A 21,687-nucleotide genomic window follows, 5' to 3' on the forward strand; every position below is an offset into this window, starting at 1 on the left:
GGGCGGGCCGATCAGCGCAGGCCGGCCGCGACGTCGGCGTGACAGGCGGCGCACGCGGAGATCTGGTCCTTCATCGCCCAGCGGAGCAGGAACGGGTTGCGCTCCTCGTGCGCCCGGTGGCACGTCGCGCAGCTGACGCCTTCGGGGGCGGGCGCGGACAGATCGGCTGCCTCGAGCCGCACCGGCTGGACGCGCGCCGCGACATCGCGTCCCACGGGGTGGCGCGTGAAGTGGCCGCCGGATCCTCGGAAGTCCGCGGCGAGCGGATGGCACGAGAGGCACAGCCGCGTCTCGGGATCGAAGTCGCCCCGCACGCCGCTCAGGCGGACCTCAAGGAGCTGATGAGGTTGCCCGTTGGGGTGGGGGGAGTGACACGAGAGGCAATCGACCTGCTTGACCTCGGCCCTTCCGAGGGGCGGCACGACCGGGTCCCGCGGATGATCCCCCTGCGCGTGGCCCCCCACGACGGGAGAGTGCGCCTCCCCTTCCGCCGTCGCCATGTGGCATCTGGCGCAGATGGCCGCCGCCCCGCCGGCGCCGCGCGGGGCGTCGCTCGCCGCGCGGGCGACGGGAAGATGGCACGTGCCGCAGGCCCCATGTGGGGCGGCGACGACCGTGCCGATCCCCGTGAGGAGGAACGCCCACAGGAAGAGGATGAGGAAGTGCGCGCGCGAGTTTTTCCGCATGACGTCTCCACGGAGTGCGCGGCACACTCCGGGAGGTCAATCGGACACAACGGGGCCGGGTTGAGGGAATACCGCTCTCGAAGTCAGCGCCCGGAGGCGACGAGGCCGATGTTCTCGCGGCGTGGGCCGAGAAGCCGCGCGGCGGCGCCGAGGAGGGGGACGGCGGAGAACGCGGCGAGAAGCGTCCACGCCAGGATCAGCGTGAACCCCGACGTCGCCCGCTCGGGGGCGGACGACCGGAAGACCAGCACGAGCATCGGAGGTGCGGCGGCCCCAAGGGTGGCCAGCGCCCCGAAGAACTGGGAGGCGCCGTGCGCTTTTCCGTCCGGGCCGAAGCTTCCGAGGTTCGAGGCCTTCGGGAAGATCGCGGACAGGAGCGCCGAGACGGGCGCCGTCCAGAGGTACGTCGAGATCCCCGCGAGGAGGGCCGCCAACCACGAGAGGGGCGCGCCCGAACGGTTGAGGACCAGACCTGCGGCCAGGCTCAGCACCGCGCACGCGCCGAAGAGCGCGAGCCCCCCGGCGGCCTTCCCGAGGACGATCTCCCGGTCGCCGAGCGGCTGGATGAACTGGAGCGTCAACCCCGCCCGATCGGAGCCGAGCTGGTTCATGAGGATCGGCTGGAGCGTGAGGAGCGAGAAGACCATCCCGCCGGCGGCGATGACGTAACCCCCCGGCGCGAGAAGCCCCGCGGCGCGGGCGTCCCCTCCGAGGCGGGCCGCGAGTGTCCCGAGGGCGAGGATCATCGGCGCCATGCCGAGAACCGCCAGGCGCCCGATGAGCGTGCGCAGCGACGTCCGCACGTGCGCGACGGCGACCGCCGAGGCGCCGGCCCCGAGCCCGGGGATCCGGAACTCCCGCGCGTCGCGCCCGCGATCTCCGCGCCGCGTGCCCCCGGCCCCTCCCGAGTCGAGAAGGCGGCGGTGGATCGACCCCGACAGGACGAACAGGACGGCCGCCTCGGCCGTCAGCCCGAGCGTCCAGAGCATCCCGCGACCCGTGTCCCCCTCGGCTCCGGCGCGCACGGCGCGGACGCACATCTCCGAGGGGAGCGCGGCGGTCCAAACGGGAAGCCGGGCGTCTATCTCCTCGAGGGAGATCCCGGGGCCGCGCTCGTCGCCGGGCCCTGGCCTCTTCCCGAGATCGCGAGGAACCACGAGCGCCGGAACGACGGCGGCGCTCAGCACCGCGAGCATGAAGAGGAGCGAGACGATCTCCGCGCGGCGCCGATCGCGGAGGAGCCACGCGAAGAGGAACGAGAGGAGAGCGCCGAGCGAGGCGCAGAGGACCAGGAACGCCGCGACCGCGACGAGCGCCACCCCCGCGGGCCCCGGCGAGCCCGAGACGGCGAGGCCGAGCGGGAAGGCGACCAGGCCCGGGGCGACCGCGATCACCCACGGGTCGAAGAGGGTCGCGGCCACCTCCACCGCGTGGAGGGCCGATCGCGGGATCGGCAGGAGGAGAAACCTCGCGACGCCGAGGGTCGACCCGTGCATCGAGCGGGCCAGGGGGATCAGGAAGAAGATGAAGAGAAGGAGGAACAGGATCAGCCGGGCGGGAAGGAGGACGGCCGTCGCCGCCGCTTCCCCCGTTCCAAGGAGACGCCCGCCGTGGAACGAGAGCCAGGAGAAGCTCGCCGCGCCGACCGCGAAGAATGAGAGAACGATCAGGGGGACCGCGACGCCGGCCGCGCGCGAGATGTCCTCGACGAGGTCGCGCCGCTTCCCGCCGCGAAGTCCGTTCACCACGAGCCGCCACCTCAGCCAGACGAAGGCGCGGAGAAACCGGATCACCGCGAGAGCCACTCGAGGGCCGGGCCCTGCGCCTGTTCCGCGCCGACCAGATCGAGGAAGATCTGCTCGAGGCTCCGGCCGGCCGCCCCGCCCGCCTTCAGCTCCGCCATCGTCCCCTGCGCCACCAGGCGCCCTCTCTGGATGACGGCGACGTGATCGCACAGGCGATCGACGATCTCGAGGATGTGGGAGGTCACGAAGACGGTCCCGCCCCCCTTCACGAACTGGCCGAGGAGATCCTTGATCTGGTGCGAGGCGATCGCGTCGATCCCCTCGAACGGCTCGTCGAGGAAGAGGAGCCTCGGCGCGGGGAGGAGCGCCGCCGCGAGGGAGAGCTTCTTCTTCATCCCGTGCGAGTAGTCGGCGACGAGCGTCACGCCGCTCTCTTCGAGGCTCATGAGCTTCAAGAGCTCGGCCGTCCTCGACCGGCGCGTCGCGGCGCCGAGGCCGTGCACCTGGCCGACGAAGGCGAGCGTCTCGACGCCCGTGAGGCGATCGAAGAGGGCGAGATCCTCCGGGACGACGCCCACCTTCCGCTTCACCGCGACGGGATCCGCGATCGGATCGAGGCCGAGGATGCGCATCGATCCGGATGAGGGGGCGAGGAGACCCGTGAGGCACTTGATCGTGGTCGACTTGCCCGCCCCGTTCGGGCCCAGGAACCCGTAGAAGCTCCCGGCCGGCACGGTGAGATCGATCCCGTCCACGGCCCGGAGGTCGCCGAAGGTCCGGGTGAGGCCACGCGTCTCCAGGGCGGGTTCCATGGGCGGCGATTCTACATCGCCGGCCTCTGGTTGGTGACGAGGACGAGCCGGGTCGGGCCGAACGTCGCCGATTCCACGATGGTGAGGCGATCGCGGATCGCGGGCCGGATGTGGGGGATCTCCCCCGCGTCGGCGAGCGCGAAGGTCGGGTCGGCCCGACCCAGGTGAAGCTCCAGGTCGAAGAGCGTCGCCTCGCGGACGTAGACGCCGTTGGTGAAGAAGGCGATCGCGTCCGAGAGGTTGCCTATCCGGAAGGCCAGCACCGGATCCCCCCGCTTCCTCGCGGCCGCCGTCAGCTCCTTGAACCTGGCGGCGAACGGCTCGACCGACTTGATCCCCTGGAGCGACGGGAGGGCCGCCGTGGCGACGAGCAGGTACACCAGGAGCGTTCCCGTCGCGAGAGCCCGCACCGACGGGAGGAGGCCCGCGCGCGTCGACCGCCACGCCGTGACGAGCCCGGTCATGACCAGGCCCATCGCGAGGGCGGTCGCGACGGGCATGGGAACGACCGGATACCCCCGCACCGCGAACGGCAGGGCGGCTCCCACCGCGATGATCAGCGCGCAGGTCGCGCGGAGCGCAGTGAGCGTCCACCGTTCCGAGGGAAGTGAGGTCAGGAAGCGCGCGACGAGAATCGCCACCGCGGGGCACAGGGGGAGGAGATAGAGCTCCCGTTTCTCGGTGACGGCGCTGAAGAAGAGGAACGGGAACGCGATCCACGCGAGGAGGAACCGGCTGTCGGCGGAGCGGCGCCGCCAGAGATCGTACAGCGCCGCGGGGAGGAGCAGAGTCCAGGGGAAGAGCTGGAACGGCATCACCTCCAGGAAGTACCACGGGGGCTGCACGTGGTGCATGCCGAAGATGGCGCGGCCGAGCGCGTGCTGCTTGAACGCCCCCCACACCGAGTACTCACCGTCGCCCCCCAGCGTCGCCCCGATCGCCCAGGCGCCGACGATCAGCGCGAAGATCGCCGACCCCGCGGCCGGCGCGTAGCGCCTCCACGTCCCGAGGCCGCCGTCCATCGCCAGCGTCGCGATCCCGATCCCCCCAGGGACGATCAAACCCACGGGCCCCTTGGCGATGACCGCCAGGGCGCAGGCCGTCCAGAGGACGATCGCGGTGAGACGCGGGCGCCTCGCGCCGGACCTCAGGCTCTCGAACGCGGAGAGGGCGACGAGCTCGAGGCAGCACAGGAGCGAGTCGATCTGGGCCGTCCGGGCCTTTTCCCAGACCATGTACGTCGTCATCAACACGAGGCCCGCGAGAGACCCCGCGGTCTCACCTGCCAGCCGCCGCGCGAGGCGCATCGTGAGCGCGACGGAGATCACGGCCGCCGCCGCGGAGGGAAGTCGTGCGCTGAAGGACGAGATGTGTCCGAGGGGGAGCGACAGGAGCGCGATGAGCCAGAAGAAGAGGGGAGGCTTGTCGGGCGTCACGACGCCGTTCACGTGAGGGACCGCCCAGTGGCCGTCCACGACCATCTCGCGCGCTCCCTCGGCGAAGTAGGGCTCGTCGGGGGCCCAGAGGTCGTATCCCCACGTGTTCCAGATGAAGACGATCGCCGCGAGGGCGAGAAGGAGGCGGCCCCGGGTGATCATGCCGTGCAGAGCTCGGCGGCTCGCCCCGCGTGCATCGCCGCGAGGGGGACCGCGGCTCCCTCGCCCCACACGCGATCGCACCAGAGATCGAGCGCGAGGAGGTTGTAGAGGGGCTTGCGGTTGTCGGCCCTTCGGGCGAGGTGGTCGTCGATGAGCGTCGCGATGCCGGCGCTCGCGAAGATCCCCCTCGCGCGCACCCGCTCCTCCGAGAAGCGGGCTCTGAGCCGCAGGCCCAGGCCGTCGAGCAGCCACCGCGAGAAGGGGATGTTGAACCCGCGCTTGCGGCGCGTGAGCACCGACCGGGGGACCCGGCCGCGGGCCGCGCGCCTCAGGATCCACTTCGTTCGGAATCCGCGGAGCTTCACGCTCGACGGCAGCCCGGCGGCGAACTCGGCGAGCCGGTGATCGAGGTAGGGGGCCCGCGCCTCCAGGGACGCGAGCATCGTCATCCGATCGACCTTGGTGAGGAGCCCGTCCTGCAGGTACATCGCGAAGTCGGTGTAGAGGAGCTCGGCGAGAGCGTCGGGGAATCTCCGGCTCTCGACGGTGACGCGCGCGGCCGTGAACGGATCGTCGACCACCAGCGCTCTCGCCACGTCGGGGGCGAGGAGGCGCGCATGGGTCTCCGGGGCGAAGCTCCCGAACCACGCGTGATGACCTTCCACGCCGCTTCGCTCCGCGCCGCGGAGGAATCGGGCGAGGAGGTAGGCCGGCCCGACGTCTCCCTCACCTGGCGGGAGAAGCGCGCGAAGCCTGTCGCCCAGATTCCTCCGGAAGGTGCGCGGGAGCCTCCGGAATAGACGCGCCATCCGCGCGCCCGGATAGGTGGGGTATCCGGCGAAGAGCTCGTCGCCCCCCTCGCCCGAGAGGACGACCTTCACCTTGCGCCGGGCTCGGGAGGCGAGGAGGTACGTCGGAATGCACGATGAATCGCCGAGCGGCTCGTCCATCGACTCGCCCACCTGCCGGAGTCCCTCCTCGAGATCGGCCGCCGTCAGGATCAGCTCGTCGTAGTCGGCCCCGAGCTCCTCCGCGGTCCGGCGCGCGAGATGCGACTCGTCGGCTGACCGGTCGGCATGCCCCAGCGAGAAGACCGGGACGCCGCGCCCCCGCTGCGCGGTGAGGTGGGCGAGAATCAAGGACGAGTCGAGCCCCCCCGAGAGAAAGACCCCGACCGGCGCGTCGCTCACGGCCCGGCTCGAGACCGCCTGCGCGACGAGACCGTCGAGCCGCTCGGCCGCGGCGGCGGGGCGGCGCGGCGCGGGAGGCCTCGGGTCGAAGTGATCCGCCAGATCCCAGTATCGCCGGAGCGATTCCTTCCCGGCCTCGAAGGTCATGACGTGCGCCGCCGGCAGCTTGCGCACCCCCCGCAGCGGAGTCAGCGGGGCGGGGAAGTAGTCGTGGAGGAGGTATCTCCGCAGCGCGACGGGATCGAGCGACGGCCGCACCGCCGGATGGGAGAGGATCGAGCGCAGCTCGGACGCGAAGACCAGCTCGTCGTCGCCGCGCCAGTAGAACATCGGCTTCTCTCCCGCCCGGTCGCGCCCCAGCGTGAGCCTCTGGCGCGGCTGATCCCACACGGCGAACGCGAACATCCCGTCGAGATCCTGGACGAGATCGGCCCCCCGCTCCTCGTAGAGATGGGGGATGACCTCGGTGTCGACGTGCGTGCGGAACGCGTGGCCGCGCGCCTCGAGGCGGAGGCGCAGCTCCGCGGCGTTGTAGATCTCGCCGTTGCAGACGGACCAAATCGATCCGTCCTCGTTCGAGAAGGGTGGGGCAGGGGCGAAGACATCCACGATCGCGAGGCGCCGGAACCCGAGGTCGCAGCCGTCGAGCGCCGCGTGCCCCGCGCCGTCGGGGCCGCGGTGATACAGCGTCGCCGCCATCCTGCGAACTTTCGCGGATCTCGCCGCGTCTTTTCCCGCGCGCCCGACGATCCCGGCCAGCCCGCACATGTCAGTGGATCCGAAACGTCAATCCGGGTCGGACCTGCAGCGCCCCGTTGTTGTCGTAGCTGACCGCCATGTAGAGAAGCAGGTTCTCGCGAAGGCGCCTGCCCGCTCCGAGGGTCCCCACGGTCTCCCCCCCGGATGCTTCCGGGATGACGCTCTTGCTCGAATCGCCCGTCTCGCCGTGCGGGAGCGAGGAAGTGTTCCTGAGCATCTCGGCGAAGATCTCGACGTTCGGGCTCGGCCGATACACCCCGGCCAGGGCGAAGTTGATGATGTTCTTGAGATACGTTCCCGGCGGGTCGCCGACGACGGTGTAACCGACGTTCAGGTGCGTGTCGAACTTCCCGAATCGTTTGCTGGCGATGAAGTAGGCGGCGTCATCGGTCTGCTTCGTGCCGATCTGGGTGTTTCCTGCGGTGGCGAATTTCACCTCGCCCGCAACCGCCATCGCAGGGAGACGCCTGGACTCCTGCCGGAAACGGTAGGTCAACGTGGCTTCGGTGTCGCCCGCTCCGGTTGCGGCGCTCGCGGCGTGAGGGCGGATGGCCGTGTACGGCACGGGCTCGACGGCGATTTCCAGGTTGTCACGGATTCCGTACTCGGCGAGGAAGGGGAATGCCCCCTCCGTCCCGTCCGAGGAGTGCTGGCGCTCGTAGGCGGTCCCGAGCTTCCATGAGCCTGCCGTCAGCAGCCGCGCTGTCTCCGTCTCGAGCGTTTGCGCCATGCCGCTCCCTGCGGCGCCGGCGAGACACAGGACGAGAAGAAACGCCCGAATTGTCGCACGCATTCTGAACGGTTCGATTCTCATCCGTCGCACCCTCCCAGTAGACCGGCGGCTCGAGGGAATAGCAAGGGGGCTGCCACCGAAGATCGGGAGTTGCGCCGGGCTGTCATTCGCGGAGCGTGGCACGGAAATCGGCCGTCCGGGAATGCGCGGGCTGCGCGCCGGCGCCGGCGACCTGACTGCAATTCCCGGCTTCACGCATCGGATCTTGCAGTCAGCTCTTCACGCCCAACGACTTGATCTTGTAGTACAGGGCGCGGACGGAGACGCCCAGCTCGCGGGCCGCATTCGCCCGATTGCCCCGGTGGCGCTCGAGGGTGGACTGGATGTGGCGCCGCTCGATCTCCTCGAGGGTCGCGTCGACCCGGGTCCCGGCGCGAGAGAGGCTCTCCTCGAGCTCGGCGGCGAACGGGGTCTGCGCGAGGTCGATCTCGACGTCGTCGGAGAGGACCTGGCATTGCTCGAGGAGGTTCTCGAGCTGACGGACGTTCCCGGGCCAGTCGTACTTCATGAGGAGATCGACGGACCGCGGGCCCAGGCGCCTCGGGCCCTCCGGCCGCCGCGCGCGGCGCAGGATCGCCGCGACGAGCGCCGGGATGTCCTCGAGCCTCTCCCGGAGCGGAGGGATCCGCAGCTCGAGGACGTTCAGTCGGTAGTAGAGGTCCTCGCGGAAGCGGCCCGCCGCCATCTCGGCCTTCAGATCCCGGGATGTCGCGCCGATCACCCGCGCGTCCGTCGTCCGGCTCACCGTGTCGCCGAGCCTCTTCACTTCGCCGAACTGCAGGGCTCGCAGGAGCTTCGATTGCAGCGCGGCCGGAATCTCGGCGATCTCGTCGAGGAAGAGAGTGCCGCCGTCGGCGAGCTCGAAGACCCCCTCCCGGTGCTCGAGGGCTCCCGTGAACGCCCCCTTCCTGTGGCCGAAGAGCTCGCTCTCGATCAGGCTCTCGGGGAGCGTCGCGCAGTTCACCGTGATGAGCGGCTGCCCCGACCTCGCGCTCTCCCGGTGGATCAGGCGGGCGAAAAGATCCTTCCCCACGCCCGTCTCCCCCATGACCAGGACCGTGGAGTCGCTCGCCGCCGCGCGGCGCGCAGGCCGGCGACCAGGAGCACGGCGATGGCGGCGATGGCGAGGAGCATGCGCAGCCGCGCCGTCTGGCGGATGGCCTGCGTGGACGACGTGTCGTACCGGAGCCTGAAGACGCCTAGGAGCTTTTCGGAGCCCGGGAAGAAGATCGGCACCGTCGCCTCGAAGGCGGAGGATCCGCGTCGCGTCGCGCGCGAGACGGCGCCTCCGCCGTGAAGGACGGCGAGGAGGTCGGCGTCCGTGGCCGCGCCGTAGACGCGCGAGGCGTCCAGGTCTCCGGTGATCTCCCCACGATCGTCCACGACGGTGGCCTCGAGAATCCGGGGATCGCTGTCCCGGAGCTGCTCGATGAAGGTGTGAAGCCGCCGGGCGTCCGAGAGATCCCGCTCGCGCCTCAGGCTGAGGCTGATCGTGCGGGCGAGGCCGAGCACCGAGTCTCGCTCCTGCTCGTCGTGGTACGCCTCGATCGACGAGAGGATGAACCACCCCGCCGTCCCGCTGAGAACGACGACCGTCGGGATGACGAACCACGCGATGCGATGTCTGAGCTTCACGGGGGGCCGGTGAACGGCGAGTCCTCCTAGAACCGGTATCTCACGCCGAAGACGAGATGCGTGCCGCCGAAGCCGGTGGCGCCGGCGTTTCCTCGATCGCGATCGGCCTCGAGCTCGACGTCGAGATCGCGCCGGAGCGCCTGCCGCAGTCCGATCGTCGTCCGCCGGAAGTTCTCCTCGGGAACGCCGTTCTTCGTCGAGAAGACGTCGTACTTGCCGAAGAGTCGCAGGCCGCGGACGAGCGGGGAGGCGTCCCAGCTTCCCTGCACGTAGTAGCCGGCGTTGCGGCTCCCGGCGAGATCGACGACGACGGCCTCTCCCCCCACGCTGAACGGCCCGCGGCTCCACTCGAGATCGATCCCCCGCGACCGGATGTCCTCGGCGTCTCCGCCGGCCGTCGCGGGGGTCCCCGGCCTCAGCCCTTCGAGAAGGCTGACGCCCGCGGAGAACGCCCCGCCGCGGAGGCCGAACCGCGCGGCGGCATCCCGGCCATCCCCTCGCTCGACGCCGAACCTCGGCGTGCTGGTCTGATCGACGAGCGCCAGATCCGTCTCGAAGAGCCCGGCGGTGGCGTGGAACCCCACGCCGGGGCTCGCTCTTCGAAGCACGAACGCATCGCCGGCTCCCAGGGTGAACTCGTAGTCCTTGATCAGGGGGCGGCTCAGCGTGACGGCGTCCCAGCGGCCGAACGGGACCGGGATGTATCCGGCGCGCACGCTGACCGGCCTCGCGTCGCCGAGCTCGTACGAGAGATAGAGCTGGTGCACCCCCGCCTCATCCTCCCCGAGGTAACCCCCCGTGCCGGCCTCTCCGAAGAGCCGCAGCCCCCGGGCCAGTGGGGCGTCGAGGGAGAACCGTGCGTCGAAGGGCCCCCCCGTCCCGCCGATGCCCGGGTCGCCGTTGATGCCGCCCGCGTGGAGCCGGACCTCTCCCCCCCACGTCGCGGCCGGCAGGGCGTTGGGATCCCGAGCCTCGTCGGCCGCGGCCGCGGGAACCCCGAAGAGCGCGAGCACCATCGTGAGAATCGCCGTCCGCCGCATCATGGATTTCCCCCCTTGGAGGCTTCCGTCGCCGAGACGTCGTGAGGCTCGATGTCCAGCGTCCTGAAGAGATCTTTCTGGTAATAGGTCACGAGGAGGCGCGAGATGTCCCTGGCGGGCGTCCCCCGGGCGGCCTCCCGTCCGATGAGCCAGGCCAGCGCGCGCGGGTGGACCAGCACGGGGCGTCCGCCGGAGAGGACCACGTCCTCCAGGTAGTTCTGGAGCGGGAGCGTGAGAAGGTACGCGCGCTTGCGATCCATGCCCGGGAGCGCGGACGCGGCGCGCTCGACGTCCGCGAGCTGATCCTCGAGAACCGCGGGGATCCTGGTCTCGAGCTTCAGCGGCAGCTCGACGAGCTTCGGCACGGGCTGGCTCGCGGGGGCCGTCGCCGCGCCCGCCGAGCCGAGCACGAGCAGGATCGCGATCGACCTCTGTGCGATTCGGAGCGGGTTCACCGCGGTGCCCTCGCGTTCGGAGTGCGTCAGGATCCCGGCGAAGGATAGCCGCGCCCCGCGGGGAGGGCCATCGCGGACCGCGAATGGTAATCTTGGCCGCCGCCGGCTCGCGCCCCGTGGGCGCGAGGGACGGCTCAGGAGATGGCGATGAGACACCGCTACGAGAGGCTGGTAGAGCCGCAGGTCCGCGAGAATGGAGCGCTTCGCCCCGCCACCTGGGACGAGGCACTCGATCGCGCCGCCGCAGGGTTCACGGCGGCGGTCGACGCGCGGGGCCCGACGGCCTTCGGCCTCTTCAGCTGCTCGAAGGCGACGAACGAGGTGAACTACCTCGCCCAGAAGTTCGCGCGGGCCGTCGTGGGCAGCAACAACATCGACAGCTGCAACCGGACCTGACACGCGCCCAGCGTCGTCGGTCTGACGACGGTATTCGGCGCGGGAGGGGCGACCAGCTCGTACCGTGAGATCGAGGAGACCGATCTCGTCGTCCTGTGGGGGAGCAACGCCCGTGAGACGCACCCCATCTTCTTCCATCATCTGTTGAAGGGGGTGCGGGGCGGCGCGCGTCTCTACGCGATCGATCCGAGGAGGACGAGCTCGGCCCGGTGGGCGCACGTGTGGCTCGGCCTCGACGTCGGCTCCGACGTCGCCCTCGCCAACGCGATCGGGCGCGAGATCCTGGCCGAGGGGCTCGAGAACCGCGAGTTCATCGCCCGGGCGACGGAGGGGATCGAGGCGTACCGCGCGGGCGTGCAGAAGTACACGCTCGCGGAAGGGGAGCGCCTCACCCGCGTCCCGGCCGCGACGATCCGCGATCTGGCGCACGCCTACGCGAAGGCTCCGCGCGCGCAGATCTGCTGGACGCTGGGGATCACGGAGCACCACAACGCGGTGGACAACGTCCTCGCCATCATCAACCTCTCGCTTCTCACCGGCCACGTCGGCCGCTTCGGATCGGGGCTCAACCCGCTCCGCGGCCAGAACAACGTGCAGGGGGGTGGCGACATGGGGGCCCTGCCGAACCGCCTCCCCGGCGGCGTGGATCTCGAGCTCGCCGAGTGCCGCGCCCCCTTCGAGGCGACGTGGCGGCGGCCCGTCCCGCCGAAGAAGGGATGGCACCTCTCGCAGATGTTCGAGGCGATGGAGCACGGGGATCTGAGGGCGCTCTACCTCATCGGCGAGAACCCGGCGCAGTCCGAGGCGGAGAGCTCCCGCGCCGCGCGCCTCCTCGCCGGCCTCGACGCCCTCGTGGTGCAGGAGATCTTCATGACGAAGACGGCGGAGCTGGCGAGCGTCGTCCTCCCCGCCTCCGCGTCGTGGTGCGAGTCGGACGGGACGGTGACGAGCAGCGAGCGCCGCGTGCGCCGCGTGCGCAAAGCGCTCGAACCCCCGGGCGACGCCCGCGATGATCTGTGGATCCTCTCCGAGATCGCGCGGCGGATGAAATGCGACTGGGGTCACCCCTCGGCCGAGGAGGTCTGGGACGAGCTTCGCTCGCTCTCCGACTGGCATCGCGGCATGAGCTACGCGCGCCTCGAGTCGCTCGGCGGCATCCAGTGGCCCTGCCCCGCCGAGGACCACCCCGGAGACATCTTCCTGCACGGGCGCCTCTGGAAGAATCCGATCGAGGGAGCTCGCGCTCCCTTCTCCCCCGTGGAGAACGATCCTCCCGTCGACGCCCTCACGGCGGAGTACCCGATCCGCCTCACGACAGGGAGGCGTCTCGACTCGTTCAACACGGGCGTGCAGACCGGCGGCTACACGTCGCCGCTCCGGCGCGGCGAGACGCTCGACCTGCACGAGGAGGACGGCGCGTCCTACGGCGTCCGGGACGGCGAGACGGTGACCGTGATCTCGCGGCGGGGCTCGGTCGTCGTTCCGGTCCGCTACGATGAGACGCTCCGCCCCGGCCTCGCCTTCATGACGCTTCACTTCCCCGACGACGTCGCGACCAACCTCCTGACGATCGACGCGACCGATCCGAAGTCGGGGACGGCCGAGTTCAAGGCGACGGCGATTCGCATCGAGAAGCTCGCGGCCTCGCCGCAGGGGCGCTGATTGGATCTTCACAAGATCCCCGGCGCCTTCGCGACCGCCGACGAGCGGGCGGCGGTCGAGTCCGCCGTCGCCTCGGGGGCGGCATCCCCCCCCGACGGCTCGCGCCGGCACCTTCTCCTTCCGGCGCTTCTCGCCGTCCAGCGCCGCGTCGGGTGGGTGAGCCCGGGGGCGCTGAACGAGATCTGCGGGCGCCTCGACGTGGCGCCGGCCGACGCGTACGGAGTCCTCAGCTTCTACGCCCTCCTCGCGCACGAGCCCGGGCCGCGCGGCGCCATCCACGTCTGCGACGACATCGCCTGCCGCACGCGCGGCGGGCTCGAGCTGTGCGCGGCGATGGAAAAGGAGATCGGCCCCGAAGGGAAGCCCGGCGGACCCGGCGGCGGCGTCGCGTGGCATCGAAGCCCCTGCCTCGTCACGTGCGAGCGCGCCCCCGCGGCGCTGGTGCAGGTGGCGGGCGCGGAGCCGCGCGAGGCCGGCATCGCCCCGGCGAGGGCGAAAGATCTGTTGACACCCGCGCGCAGGCCCGAGCCTCCGCGCCTCTCCGCCGCCCCGCAGGCGCGCGACCCGCGCGATCCGAAGCTCCGCCTCCTCCGGCGCGCCGGCCTCGTCGATCCGGGAAGCTTCGAGAGCTACCGCGCGCACGGCGGGGCGACCGCCCTGGTGCGCGCGATCGAGCTCGGCTCCGACGCGGTCCTCCGCGAGATGATCGCGTCGAAGCTCCTCGGCCGCGGCGGCGCGGCGTTCCCGACGGGGCGCAAGTGGGAGGCGGTCGCGAAGGCAAAAGCTTGGCCGCACTACGTCGTCTGCAACGCCGACGAGTCGGAGCCCGGCACCTTCAAGGATCGCGTCCTGATGGAGGAGGACCCCTTCGCGCTCATCGAGGCGATGACGATCGCGGCGATCGCGACCGGCTGCCGGCAGGGCTACATATATATAAGAGGTGAGTACCCCGAGGCGGCGCGGCGCCTTGCGGCCGCGATCGCGGAGAGCCGGCGCTTCGGCCTCCTCGGCCCCGACGTCATGGGGAAGGGGATCGACTTCAATCTCGAGATCCGAAGAGGGGGGGGCGCCTACATCTGCGGAGAGGAGACGGCCCTCTTCAATTCAATCGAGGGGTTCCGCGGCGAGCCCCGGAACAAGCCGCCGTTTCCCGTCGAGGCCGGGCTCTTCGGGAAGCCCACCCTCATCAACAACGTCGAGACCTTCGTCAACGTCCTCGACATCGTCCTCGAAGGGGGAGAGGCCTTCGCGAGGAACGGCACCCCCGGCTCCACCGGCACGAAGCTCTTCTGCCTTTCGGGAGCCGTCGCGCGGCCGGGGCTCTACGAGGTCGTCTTCGGGGCGACGCTTCGATCCCTGCTCGATCTCGCGGGGGGCGTCCCGGGGGGCGGGAAGCCCTCCGCGATCCTCCTCGGCGGCGCGGCGGGGAGCTTCGTCACCGCCGACCAGCTGGACATGCCGCTGACGTTCGAGGGGACGCGGGCGGCCGGGACGACGCTCGGCTCGGGGGTCATCATGGTCTTCGACGCGAAGGCCGATCTCGAGGAGATCGTCCTGCGCATCGCGTCGTTCTTCCGGCACGAGTCCTGCGGCCAGTGCGTGCCGTGCCGCATCGGGACCGAGAGGCAGGAGGAGATTCTGAAGCGCCTCGGATCGCGCCGGCCGCATGGGTCGACGGGCGACGAGATCGGCCTTCTCGCCGACGTCGCGCGCGCGATGACCGACGCCTCGATCTGCGGACTGGGGCAGACGGCCGCGGCCGCCGTGCAATCGTCGATTGGAAGGCTCGGCCTGTTCCAGGCGAAGGGGAGATCGTGAGCGATTCGGTCGAGCTCACGCTCGACGGCCGGAAGGTCGAGGTGGCGGCGGGGCTCACGATCCTGCAGGCCTGCCGGAGTGAGGGGATCGAGATCCCGACCCTCTGCTACCTCGAGACGCTCGATCCGATCAACGCCTGCCGCCTCTGCGTCGTCGAGCTCCAGGGGGCGCGCGTCCTCGTCCCGTCGTGCTCGCGCCGGGTCGAGGCCGGCATGGTCGTCCAGACGGAGAGCGAGCGCGTGCGGCACAGCCGCCGCCTGATCCTCGAGCTCCTCGCCGGCAGCGTCGACCTCTCGCTCGCCGCGCCCGAGCTGAAGGCCGCGATCGACCGCTACGGCGCGCGCCCCGAGCGGTTCGGGTCGGCGCCCCCCCGGAACGCCCCCATCGTCGACAACAACCTGTACGTGCGCGACTACGGGCGCTGCGTCCTCTGCTACCGGTGCGTGGACGCCTGCGGCGATCAGGCGCAGAACACCTTCGCCATCTCCGTCGCCGGCCGGGCTTTTGGCGCGACGATCGCGACGGAGTACACGGCCCCGCTCCCCGAGACGGCCTGCGTCTACTGCGGGAACTGCGTGGGGGTCTGCCCGACGGGGGCGCTGATGGCGAAGAGCGAGCACGACATGCGCGCCGAAGGCCGCTGGGACGAGTCGCGGCAGACGAAGACCGACACGATCTGCCCGTACTGCGGCGTGGGGTGCACGCTCACGCTCCACGTGCAGGACAACACCATCGTGAAGGCGACCTCGCCGCTCGACGACAGCGTCACGCACGGAAATCTCTGCATCAAGGGGCGGTTCGGGTGGGAGTTCGTGCAGATCCGGAAGCCCGCCCGGGAGTAACGCCTCGCGCCATCCTGCCCTTCTCGTCGCGCTCGCCTTCGTCCTCTTCTACCTGACGCTCGCCCCCGGGCTCCTCTGGGGCGACTCCGCGCGGTTCCAGCGCATGGCCTTCGAAGGGGAGATGCGCTTCGACGAAGCGGGGCATCCGCTGTGGGTCTTCCTCGCGCAGAGCTTCCTCTGGGTCACGAAGATGGATCCGGCGCGAGGGTGCAATCTTCTGTCGGCAATCCTCTCGGCGCTCGCCCTCGGACCCACCCTCAGAATCATGCGGCGGCTCGGCGCCTCGCAGGCCGCGGCGTCGATCGCCTGCCTCGCCCTCGCCGTGTCGCACACGTACTGGCTCCACGCCGTCATCACCGAGGTCTACGCCCTCAACTCGCTCGTGATGCTCCTGCTGCTCGACGTCGTCACGCGCGCGGCCGCCGAGGCCGGCGCCGAACGCCCGCCGTCCGACGTCGCCCTTTTCGGGACGGGGCTCGGGTGCGCGCTCGGTGGCGACAATCACAACCTCGTCTTCCTCTGGGTGCCGGGGATCGCGTGGATCCTCGCCGCCGCGCATCGCCGCGAGCGCGTGTCGCGGGGCGGGCTCGTCGCCGCGGCCTGCGGTTTCGCGCTGGGCGTCGCTCCGTACCTCTGGCTCCGCGCGGGGACGGGGAGGGTGGAAGGTGTGGCGGCCCTCGCGTCGCGCCTCCTCGGGGTGTATCTCTCGCCCGCGGGGAAACTCGCCGACACGGCGCGGTTCGCGGGGTACCTCGTGTACCAATTTCCGACGGTGGCGATCCTCGCCGCGGCGATCGTCGGTGCGGCGCGCCTGAGGCGCGATCTCCTCGCCGGCCTCGCCCTGATCTACGTCGCGAGCGCCGGCTTCGCGTTCAGCTATCCGGCGCAGGATCGCTTCGCCTTCTTTCTGCCGTCGTATCTGGTCGTCGCGATTGTGGCGGCCCCGGGGCTCGACGCGATGCTGGTGCGCACGGCCTCGTCTCGTCGCCTCGCCGTCGCGGTCCTCGCCGTGGGCTGCGTAGTCGCACCACCGATCATGTACCGCCTCGCCCCGCTCGCCGCCGGCTCGATCCCCGAGGTCGGAGCCGTGCGCTCCATCCCGGGAAGGGACGCCGCCCTCTATCATCTTTATCCCGGCAAGCGCGGGGACGACGGCGCCCGCCGGTTTGCCGAGGAAGCGCTCGCGGCATGTCCCGAGCGGACGTTCCTCATCGCCGACGACACCCTGGCCGAGCCCCTCGACTACGTGCAGGTCGTCGAACGAGAGCGGACCGATGTCGAGGTCTTCTACGTCTCGCGATCGCGCCAGCTCCAGCTTGCGTCGGCCCGCGCCCGCCTCGGCCGCCCGGTCTTCCTCGCCGCCGCCGACGCGTACTACAACCTGGACGCGCTCCGCGGGCGGTTCGAAATCGTTCCGGCGGGGCCCGTCTTTCGCCTGAAGAGCCGGGGGTGACCGCCATGTCATTCACGTCGTGAATGGAAATCATTCACTCCGTGAATAGAAACGAATACCCGCGACATGTCGTTCCGGCGCTCGCGGCCCGGCTGAGAGCGATGCCGGCCCTCGTGGTCGCCGGCGCTCGGCAGACCGGCAAGAGCACGCTGGTCGAGCGGCTGACTCCGGGGAAGCGCCGCTACCTGTCGCTCGACGATCTCGACGTCATCGACCTGGCGGCTCATGACCCCGAGGCGCTCATCGGCAGCCACGCGCGCCTCACCCTCGACGAGGTGCAGCGCGAGCCCGGGTTGCTCCTCGCGGTGAAGCGGGCGATCGATCGACGACGTCGGCCGGGGCAGTTCTTGCTGACGGAGTCGGCGAACCTCCTGCTCATGCGCGGCGTGTCGGAGTCGCTCGCCGGACGCGCCAGCCACCTGACGCTGTGGCCGATGACGCGCCGCGAGCAGCGGGGGCGTGGGCGGTGCGGGCTGTGGGAGGAGCTGCTCGCCGCCAAGGACTCCGAGTGGCCGAAGATCTTGCGCGCCGATCGCACTGGCGCGGAGGACTGGCGGCTCCTGGCGAGGCGCGGAGGGTTCCCGACGCCTGCCGTGCACATGAAGCAGGCGGAGGATCGCGCCATCTGGTTCGATGGATACACCCGAACGTACCTCGAGCGCGATCTCCAGGCGCTGTCCTCGATCTCGGCCCTTCCGGACTTCCGGCGGCTCATGCGCGCGACATGTCTGCGCCTCGGTCAGCTCGCGAATCAGACAGAGATCTCCCGCGATCTTGCGCTTGCCCAGCCCACGGTGCACCGCTACCTCAACTTGCTCGAGGCCTCGTACCTCCTCGTTCGGTTGCCGGCGTACTCGGTCAACCGAACGAAGCGCCTGGTCAAGTCTCCCAAGCTGTACTGGGGGGATGTCGGCCTCGCGCTCTATCTCGCCGGTCTCGCGGAGCCGACGGGGGCCCACCTCGAGAACATCGTGCTCCACGATCTGCTCGTCTGGCGGGACGCGAGATCGAAGCGCGCCGAAATTCTCTACTGGCGGACCACTTCCGGCGAAGAAGTGGACCTGGTGATCGAAGACGGCGATCGAGTGCTCCCGATCGAGATCAAGGCGACGACCCGGCCGCGGTTGGGGGACGTCGCGCACCCCCGGGCGTTCCGGCACGAGTACGGCGCACGGGCGAGGTTGGGGCTCCTCCTGCATTGCGGAACCTCGATCGAGTGGCTGACACCCGACGTTCTGGCGGTCCCTTGGTGGCGTGTCTGCTGATTCCCCCCTCCCCTTGACACCCTCCCCTCCGGCTGTGTACCGTCCGTCGGCCATCCTTTGTCTTGTTCCTATCGCACGGCCCGCGGTCCGCGAAAGCCTGAGGCTCGAGATCGGACGCGTCAGGCCGCGCCACACCAGGAGGACTTCCGAAGATGCTCAAGAAGTACAGTTCCGCAGCCGCTCTCGTCGCCCTCGTTCTCTTCGCCGCCTGTGGCGGCTCGACGCCTCCGCCCCCCGCGGAGACGAAGTCCGAAGCCGCGCCGGCGCCGGCCGCTCCTGCCGCGGAAGCGGCGGGTGGCGGTGAGGCGGGCGCCTACGAAGCCACGACCGTCGCCGACGGCGGGACGATTTCAGGGAAGGTCACCGTCACCGGAAACGTGCCGAAGCCCGAGAAGGTCGAGGTCAACAAGGACACCGCCGTCTGCGGCAACGAGAAGACGATGGAGGACGTCCGTGTGGGCGCGGGCGGATCGCTCGCCGACGCGGTCGTCTGGATCGATGGTATCTCGAAGGGGAAGGCCTGGGCCGGAAACGACAAGGTCACGATCGATCAGAAGGACTGCCACTACATCCCGCAGATCCAGGCGGTGCAGGCGGGGGGCACGGTCGAGGTCGTCAACTCCGACACGATCCTCCACAACATCCACGCCTACCACGGCGAGGAGACGCTCTTCAACATCGCGCAGCCGATGAAGGGGCAGAAGACCCCGAAGAAGGTCACCGAGACGGGCCCGGTCCACATGAAGTGCGACGTCCACTCGTGGATGAGCGCGTGGGTCTTCGTCGCGGCGCACCCGTACTTCGCCATCACGAAGGAGGACGGATCGTTTTCGCTCGGCGACGTCCCGCCGGGGAGCTACACGCTGAAGGTGTGGCACGGCCGCTTCGGCGAGAAGAGCATGCCGATCAAGGTCGACGCCAAGGGGACGGCGACCGCCGACTTCGCGCTCCAGGCCTCCTGAGCCGGAGCCACGCAGCTGCGCCCTGTCGCGCCGCCGGGGGGACGGTTCTTGACCTCCTCCCGGCGGCCGGTTTAAAGTGCGCCCCGCTCGATTGGGCCCGCGCCCTGCCGCAGCGCACCGCCACTCCTCGGAAACGTAACGGCTTCGAGAGGGAAACCCGTGTCCCAATGGCTTCCTGAGGACATCTCGACCTACGGCCCGGATGTCGACCGGCTCTTCTACCTCATCTACTACATCACCGGCTTCGCCTGCATCGGCGTCCTGCTCTGCATGCTGTATTTCCTCGTGAAGTACCGGCATCGCGAGGGACGGCGGGCGATCTACTCGCACGGGAACAACACGCTCGAGATCATCTGGACGATCGTTCCCGCGCTGGTCTTCGTGATGCTCGGGTTCATGAGCCGCTCCGTCTGGGCCCACATCCGCCAGACGCTCCCCGAGACCGACATCCGCGTCCGCGTGACGGGCAAGCAGTTCAACTGGGTGATGCAGTACCCGGGCCTCGACGGCGTCCTCGGCACCGCCGATGACGTGAAGGCCGAGAACAGCCTTCACGTGCCGACGGGCAAGCCCGTGCGCGTCATCCTCTCGAGCGAGGACGTCATCCACTCGTTCTTCCTTCCGAACGCGCGGCTCAAGCAGGACGCGGTCCCCGGGCGCGACATCGAGGTCTGGTTCGAGGCCACGAAGCCCGGCAAGTACGACATCCCGTGCGCCGAGCTCTGCGGCTTCGGCCACGGCAACATGCTGGGGTACCTGACGGTGCACGACCCGGCGAGCTTCAAGGCCTGGGCGGCCGAGAAGAAGGCGTTTCCCGTTGAAGGAGGCGGAGCATGACCGAGGCGGCGCCCGCGCACGCGGAGGCGCATCACGAGCCGGGGTTCGTGAGGAAGTACCTCTTCTCGACGGATCACAAGATGATCGGGAAGCAGTTCCTCACGGTGTCGCTCTTCATGCTGATCATCGGCGGCGGCCTGGCGATGCTCGTCCGCTGGCAGCTCGCCTGGCCCGGGAGCGTCATCCCGGGCATGGGATGGGTCCCCGAGCCCTACATGGTGCAGGGGACGATCAGCCCGGCCTTCTACAACACCGCGTTCACGATGCACGCGACGATCATGATCTTCTTCGTCGTCATGCCGATCCTCGTCGGGTGCTTCGGAAACTTCCTGATCCCGCTGATGATCGGCGCGCGCGACATGGCCTTCCCGGTCCTGAACATGCTCTCGTTCTGGGTCGCGCTCCTCTCCGGCATCCTCATGCTCGCGGGGTTCGTCGTCCCCGGCGGCCATGCGTCGGGGGGGTGGACGTCGTACGCGCCCCTCTCGGCGGTCCCGGCGTACACGGGCGTCGACTGGGGCCAGAACCTCTGGTGCATCAGCATCATCGTCCTCGGCATCTCGTCGCTGATGGGGTCGATCAACTACATCACGACGATCATCAACATGCGCGCGCCGGGGATGACGTGGTTCCGGATGCCCCTCGTCATCTGGTCGCTTTTCATCACCGCCATCCTTCTCCTCCTCGCCCTTCCCGTGCTGACCGCCGCCCTGGGGATGCTGCTGATGGACCGGATGGCGGGGACGTCGTTCTTCATCCCGAAGGGGGGAGGGCAGCCGCTTCTCTGGCAGCACCTCTTCTGGTTCTTCGGCCACCCCGAGGTCTACATCATGATCCTCCCCGCCATGGGGATCGCCTCGGACCTCCTCGCGACCTTCTCCCGGAAGCCCATCTTCGGCTACAAGGCGATGGCCTACTCGATGATCGGCATCGCGTTCCTGGGCTGGATCGTGTGGGGACACCACATGTTCCAGAGCGGGATGAGCCCGGCGCTCGGGACGTCGTTCATGATCTCGACGATGGTCATCGGGGTCCCGTCCGCCATCAAGGTCTTCAACTGGCTCGGGACGCTGTGGGGCGGCTCGATACGCTTCACCACGGCGATGCTCCACGCCCTCGCGTTCGTGTCGATGTTCCTCATCGGCGGCCTGTCGGGCATCTTCATGGCCTCGACGCCGGTCGACATCTTCATTCACGACACCTACTTCATCGTGGCGCACATCCACTACGTGCTGTTCGGCGGCAGCCTCTTCGCGATCTTCGGCGGGATCACGTACTGGTTCCCCAAGATGTACGGCCGCATGATGAACGAGACGCTGGGCAAGATTCACTTCTTCCTGACGTTCATCTTCTTCAACGGCACCTTTTTCCCGATGCACATCCTGGGGATCGGCGGCCACATGCGCCGCATCTTCAACCCCGAGTACTACGATTTCCTCAAGCCCCTCCAGCCGGTGAACCACTTCATCACGGTGAACGCGCTGTGCCTCGGGGCGACGCAGTTCATCTTCGCCTTCAACTACTACTACAGCCTGTACAAGGGCAAGAAGGCCGAACAGAACCCGTGGAAGGCGAACACCCTCGAATGGGTCGCGGCGACCCCGCCGCCGCACGGCAACTTCGACGCCATCCCGACCGTCTTCCGCGGGCCGTACGAGTACTCCTCGCCGCTGGTGACCGAGGACTGGCTCCCGCAGAATCGGGATCTGGGGCCGGCCTCGGGCCTCGCCCACTGACGA

General features: G+C 69.8%; 18 protein-coding genes. 8 read left to right on the plus strand and 10 right to left on the minus strand.

Translation table 11 applies throughout. The features are described from left to right. Nucleotides 1–11: 11 nt before the first annotated feature. The 10 genes from HY049_13900 to HY049_13945 form a co-directional block, all read right to left on the minus strand. Nucleotides 12–686 (minus strand): hypothetical protein, encoded by a 675-nt coding sequence (locus HY049_13900; protein ID MBI3449994.1) that lies wholly within the window; start codon nucleotides 684–686, stop codon nucleotides 12–14. An 83-nt stretch (nucleotides 687–769) separates the two neighbouring features. Further along, nucleotides 770–2,479 (minus strand): hypothetical protein, encoded by a 1,710-nt coding sequence (locus tag HY049_13905; protein MBI3449995.1) that lies wholly within the window; start codon nucleotides 2,477–2,479, stop codon nucleotides 770–772. After that, complete coding sequence (locus HY049_13910; GenBank protein MBI3449996.1) at nucleotides 2,476–3,243, minus strand: ABC transporter ATP-binding protein; 768 nt, start codon at nucleotides 3,241–3,243, stop codon at nucleotides 2,476–2,478. The genes HY049_13905 and HY049_13910 overlap by 4 nt, the downstream gene beginning before the upstream one ends. Nucleotides 3,244–3,254: 11 nt before the next feature. Next, nucleotides 3,255–4,841, minus strand: coding sequence for a glycosyltransferase family 39 protein (locus HY049_13915; GenBank protein ID MBI3449997.1), 1,587 nt, complete (start codon nucleotides 4,839–4,841; stop codon nucleotides 3,255–3,257). Continuing rightward, complete coding sequence (asnB, locus tag HY049_13920) at nucleotides 4,838–6,799, minus strand: asparagine synthase (glutamine-hydrolyzing) (GenBank protein ID MBI3449998.1); 1,962 nt, start codon at nucleotides 6,797–6,799, stop codon at nucleotides 4,838–4,840. Before asnB ends, HY049_13915 begins: the two co-directional genes overlap by 4 nt. Before the next feature lies 1 nt (nucleotide 6,800). Continuing rightward, nucleotides 6,801–7,583 (minus strand): hypothetical protein, encoded by a 783-nt coding sequence (locus HY049_13925; GenBank protein MBI3449999.1) that lies wholly within the window; start codon nucleotides 7,581–7,583, stop codon nucleotides 6,801–6,803. Nucleotides 7,584–7,794: 211 nt separating this feature from the next. Further along, on the minus strand, nucleotides 7,795–8,631 hold the full coding sequence (locus HY049_13930; GenBank protein ID MBI3450000.1) for a sigma-54-dependent Fis family transcriptional regulator: 837 nt from the start codon (nucleotides 8,629–8,631) through the stop codon (nucleotides 7,795–7,797). Then, nucleotides 8,589–9,218, minus strand: a complete 630-nt coding sequence (locus tag HY049_13935) for a hypothetical protein (protein ID MBI3450001.1) — start codon at nucleotides 9,216–9,218, stop codon at nucleotides 8,589–8,591. The genes HY049_13930 and HY049_13935 overlap by 43 nt, the downstream gene beginning before the upstream one ends. 26 nt (nucleotides 9,219–9,244) lie before the next feature. After that, complete coding sequence (locus HY049_13940; protein MBI3450002.1) at nucleotides 9,245–10,261, minus strand: hypothetical protein; 1,017 nt, start codon at nucleotides 10,259–10,261, stop codon at nucleotides 9,245–9,247. Next, complete coding sequence (locus tag HY049_13945; GenBank protein MBI3450003.1) at nucleotides 10,258–10,713, minus strand: hypothetical protein; 456 nt, start codon at nucleotides 10,711–10,713, stop codon at nucleotides 10,258–10,260. The genes HY049_13940 and HY049_13945 overlap by 4 nt, the downstream gene beginning before the upstream one ends. A 147-nt stretch (nucleotides 10,714–10,860) precedes the next feature. On the opposite strand from HY049_13945, the gene HY049_13950 reads away from it, so the two are divergent. The 8 genes from HY049_13950 (at nucleotide 10,861) to HY049_13985 (ending at nucleotide 21,684) form a co-directional block, all read left to right on the plus strand. Further along, entirely contained in the window at nucleotides 10,861–12,771 is a 1,911-nt protein-coding gene (locus HY049_13950; GenBank protein ID MBI3450004.1) for a molybdopterin-dependent oxidoreductase, read from the plus strand. After that, nucleotides 12,772–14,589, plus strand: a complete 1,818-nt coding sequence (locus HY049_13955; protein ID MBI3450005.1) for an NAD(P)H-dependent oxidoreductase subunit E — start codon at nucleotides 12,772–12,774, stop codon at nucleotides 14,587–14,589. After that, nucleotides 14,583–15,431 carry a (2Fe-2S)-binding protein gene (locus HY049_13960; protein MBI3450006.1) on the plus strand — a complete coding sequence of 283 codons (849 nt, stop codon included), beginning with the start codon at nucleotides 14,583–14,585 and terminating at the stop codon, nucleotides 15,429–15,431. The genes HY049_13955 and HY049_13960 overlap by 7 nt, the downstream gene beginning before the upstream one ends. A 121-nt stretch (nucleotides 15,432–15,552) precedes the next feature. Beyond that, complete coding sequence (locus HY049_13965; GenBank protein ID MBI3450007.1) at nucleotides 15,553–16,884, plus strand: DUF2723 domain-containing protein; 1,332 nt, start codon at nucleotides 15,553–15,555, stop codon at nucleotides 16,882–16,884. Nucleotides 16,885–16,907: 23 nt separating this feature from the next. Continuing rightward, nucleotides 16,908–18,149 (plus strand): ATP-binding protein, encoded by a 1,242-nt coding sequence (locus HY049_13970; protein ID MBI3450008.1) that lies wholly within the window; start codon nucleotides 16,908–16,910, stop codon nucleotides 18,147–18,149. A gap of 152 nt (nucleotides 18,150–18,301) precedes the next feature. After that, nucleotides 18,302–19,111 carry a hypothetical protein gene (locus tag HY049_13975; protein ID MBI3450009.1) on the plus strand — a complete coding sequence of 270 codons (810 nt, stop codon included), beginning with the start codon at nucleotides 18,302–18,304 and terminating at the stop codon, nucleotides 19,109–19,111. Nucleotides 19,112–19,270: 159 nt separating this feature from the next. Continuing rightward, nucleotides 19,271–19,948: a cytochrome c oxidase subunit II gene (gene coxB, locus HY049_13980; GenBank protein ID MBI3450010.1), complete on the plus strand. Its 678-nt coding sequence runs from the start codon at nucleotides 19,271–19,273 to the stop codon at nucleotides 19,946–19,948. Further along, complete coding sequence (locus tag HY049_13985; GenBank protein ID MBI3450011.1) at nucleotides 19,945–21,684, plus strand: cbb3-type cytochrome c oxidase subunit I; 1,740 nt, start codon at nucleotides 19,945–19,947, stop codon at nucleotides 21,682–21,684. Before coxB ends, HY049_13985 begins: the two co-directional genes overlap by 4 nt. Nucleotides 21,685–21,687 lie beyond the last annotated feature (3 nt).

The sequence above is a fragment of the Acidobacteriota bacterium genome, from assembly GCA_016195325.1.
Taxonomy (GTDB): domain Bacteria; phylum Acidobacteriota; class Polarisedimenticolia; order JACPZX01; family JACPZX01; genus JACPZX01.